2 protein-coding genes and 1 pseudogene are annotated in these 3,481 nt (G+C 73.4%); all 3 read right to left on the minus strand.

From position 1 onward, the window contains the following. Window positions 1-174: 174 nt before the first annotated feature. On the minus strand, window positions 175-321 hold the full coding sequence (locus tag QH283_RS01550) for a hypothetical protein (protein ID WP_280501228.1): 147 nt from the start codon (window positions 319-321) through the stop codon (window positions 175-177). Window positions 322-721: 400 nt separating this feature from the next. Beyond that, window positions 722-1,453, minus strand: coding sequence for a DNA-formamidopyrimidine glycosylase family protein (locus QH283_RS01555; protein WP_280501229.1), 732 nt, complete (start codon window positions 1,451-1,453; stop codon window positions 722-724). A 28-nt stretch (window positions 1,454-1,481) separates the two neighbouring features. Then, window positions 1,482-3,443 (minus strand): annotated as a pseudogene (locus QH283_RS01560) (Lhr family ATP-dependent helicase); the annotation flags it as partial. Window positions 3,444-3,481 lie beyond the last annotated feature (38 nt).

Raw genomic sequence — 3,481 nt, forward strand, 5'->3', positions numbered from 1 at the left:
CGGCGACGGTGCGGGTGTTGGATGGGCCGACGGGTGTGCAGGGGGTGGACGTGCATGTCACGGTCACCGACACCGCCCCCGCCCCCGAGCCCGAGCCTGAGCCTGAGCCGGAGCCCTGACGCTGGAAACGAAGAAGCCCCCGGCACCGTGTGGCGCCGGGGGCTTCTGTGTGTGTCAGGCGTTGATGAGGTTGGTGTGGGTGAGTTCCTTGCCTTCGCGGAGCAGGGTGTTGAGGAGGGTGGTGGCGTCGCGGTCGGTGAGGCGGCGGGTGGTGGCGAGGAAGAAGAGAGCGCCAGCGAAGGTGTAGGGGGTCTCGATCATGTCCGGCTCCTCCGGTCCATCTGAGGGCTTGTCCCTCTGACATCCACCACTATACACACACATGTGCCGACCATGCAAGCGGTCCACCAAAACACCCCCCGGACCAGCGGAAACCTACCCAGCCCGTGGCCGGCACCGCGCCCGCACCTCGCACGCACACACAGGCTCATCCCGCGGCGGCGTCCACACCACACCCCCACACTCGCACGTGTGCGACCGATGCCCGCCCCTGCCTGGCGCAGAGCACGGAATCCAGCCGACCACATCGACCCGCAGCCGATGCCCGTTCGGGCAGTACACAGGCGTCGGCTCGACCCAGCCGCGAGCAGTCTCCACCAGCACGCCAGGCCGAACCGCCTCACCGTCAACCTGACACCACTGCCGCACGGCTAGTCCTCGGCTAGATCGATACCGAGTTCGGCAGCCACATCATCGATGATGTGGCGTTGCCCGTCGTCGGTGAGGATGTGGACCAGAGCGAGCAGTTGCATCGCAGGTTCCTTCTGGGATGTGGCGAACCCCCCCCCCCCCCCCAACCGGCCGGGGGGGGAAAGGGGGGGCCAGTTTGAGCCGGGTTTAAGCGCCGTTGCCGGGGGGGGGCGGGGGCCCCCCGGCGCTGCAAACAGATCGCGCTCCGGAACTTGTTCCCGAGCCCCCCCATATCCGCCGGGCCCCCCCGGGCCACCCCGACGGCGCGCCCGGGGTCGGCGGCCAGCCGCCGCCGCGCCTCCTCGGGGTCCCAGTCCGGTCCGAGCAGGTCGGGGCCGAGGTGGCCGATGATGGTGTCCTCGTGTTCGCGGCGCACCACGTCGACCGCGCCGAGGGAGAATCCGACGGCCTCGGTGTCGTCGGTGGTGAGCACCAGCCTGGCCTGCACGCGGGGGCGGGTCCAGCGCTCGCCGACGCAGTAGGTGCGCCAGACGCCCTCCATCTTCAGGTGGGTGTGGATGCTGAGCCCGCCGACCCGGACGAACAGGTGCTTGCCGTAGCTGACGACCTCGTCGACCCGTTCGCCGGAAAGATCGAGGGTGGCGTAGCGCGGCACCCGGAAATCGCTGCGCACCAGCGTCTTTCCCGCCAGCGCCAGGCGCAGGCGGTTGGCGGCGAAGAAGACGGTGTCACCCTCCGGCACGGGAGCTCCTACTCACGACGTCCACCCCTCACGGTTTGACGCGCAACCGCAGGCCACGCGGGGTCGCGGAGAACCCCGCCTCGGTCAGGAAGTCGGCGAAGGGGTGACCGTGCACGCTCTGGCCGTCGACCTTGTCGATGACCAGGGACTCGACCCGGCGGCGGCGCACCAGCCCGGCCAGTTCGGCGGCGGCCGCGCGGCGGGGTTCGGGGTCGGTGGTGAAGGTGAGCAGCGTCTTGCCGCCGCGCTCGAGATAGAGGATCAGCTCGCCGGACACCAGCACCACCACCGCGCCCGCCTTGCGGCCCGGCCGGTGCCCGCCCTCGCCCTCGCTCTTGGGCCACGGCAGCGCCGCACCGTACGGATTGGCCGGGTCGCAGGCGGCCAGCGCCAGCGCGGTCGGCCCGCGGCCGCCCTCGGCGCCGGTGGCACGCAGCCGGTCCACGACCTCGGTGGTGGAGAACTGCGCGCCGCCGAGGGAGTCCACGAAATAGCCGCGCCTGCACCGGCCCCTGTCCTCGAACTCGGTGAGCACCCGGTACATCAGCGCGAATCCGCCCGGCACCCCCTCGCTGTGCACCGACCCCTTGGTGAGCACCCCGTAGCGTTCGAGCAGGACGTCGGCCTGGGCGTGCGCGCGCACGGTGTTGTCGGTGACCCGTTCCGGCAGCAGCGACCAGCGCCCGGCCACCGAGGGCGGGCCGGTCCTGGTCGGCATGGCGGGGCGCGGCAGGTAGGCGCGGCCGCGCGGGGTGCGTCGCGGCGTGCGGTGCGCGGTGCTGCTGCGGGTGGCGCCCGACAGCAGCGCCCGCACCGGGGCGAAGGTGTCGCCGGAGACCTGCCCCGCCCACACCAGCTCCCACAGCGCCCGCGCCACCGCGCTGTCGTCGAGCAGACCGGTGGCGTCGGAGAGCCGGCGGAAGAAATAGGCCCCGCCGCCGCGCGGGACCGCCGCCTCGGCCGGGCCGGGCACCAGCACCGCGCCCAGGGCCTCCAGCAGCCGCAGCGCCGTCTCGGAGTACTCGATCTCGGCGGGCGGGGCCAGGGTGAACGGCGCCTGCTCGGCCGGATGCAGGGCGATCCAGCCGTCCTTGGCGGTGATGGCGCCGTGCCCTGACCACAGCACCTCGCCGGTGGCCATGAGTTCGTCCAGCATGGCGGGGCTGTAGTCGTGCACCCGGGCGGGCAGGATCAGCGACTCCCAGGCCGAGGCGGGCGCGGGCACCCCGGCCAGTTGCTCGACCACCGTGGCCACGCCGTCCACCCCGCGCAGCTCGCCGGTGCCCACGTGCTGCCAGCCGGGCAGGAAGCGCGCGAACGCGGCCGTGGAGACCGGCTCCACCTCGTGCCTGGCCGCCGCCAGCGACCGCCGCCGCAACCGCCGCAGCACCTGGCTGTCGCACCATTCCGACCCGGCGGCCCCCGGCGTGAACTCGCCCTCCACCACCCGCTTCTCCGCGGCCAGCCGGTGCAGCGCGCTCGCAGCCACCGCCGGGCCGATGCCGAAACGCCCGGCCACCGCCTCGGTGCGGAAGGGCGCGTGGGTGCGCGCGTAGCGGCCGACGAGATCGCCGAGCGGGTCGGGCACCGGCTCGGCGAAAGCCTCGGGCAGACCCACCGGCAGCGGCACGCCGAGGGCGTCGCGCAGCCGGGCGGCGTCCTCCACCGCGGCCCACCAGACGCGGCCGGCGTAGGACACCGTGATCGCCCGGCGGGCGGCGACCAGTTCGGCGAACCAGTCGTGGTGGACACCCTCGCCGTCGGGTCCCGCGTCGGCCGCCGCGCGCACCGCGCCGTCGTCGTCCGGCGAGGCGCCGGGTGCGGCGCAGCGCAGGCCCGCCTCCTCGGGGGTGAGCGGGCCGAGCAGGCGCAGCAGGTCGGCCAGGCCCTCGGCGTCGCGGGCGCGGCGTTCGGGGGTGCGGCGCTGGAGTTCGCGTTCGGTCTGCTCGAGGATCGCCGGGGCGAGCACTTTAAGCACCACCACCCCGCCCCCCACTTACGCGACCAGACACCAGAACACAAACAAGG

It is taken from the genome of Nocardia farcinica, from assembly GCF_029867845.1.
In the GTDB taxonomy this organism is placed as follows: Bacteria; Actinomycetota; Actinomycetes; order Mycobacteriales; family Mycobacteriaceae; genus Nocardia; species Nocardia farcinica_A.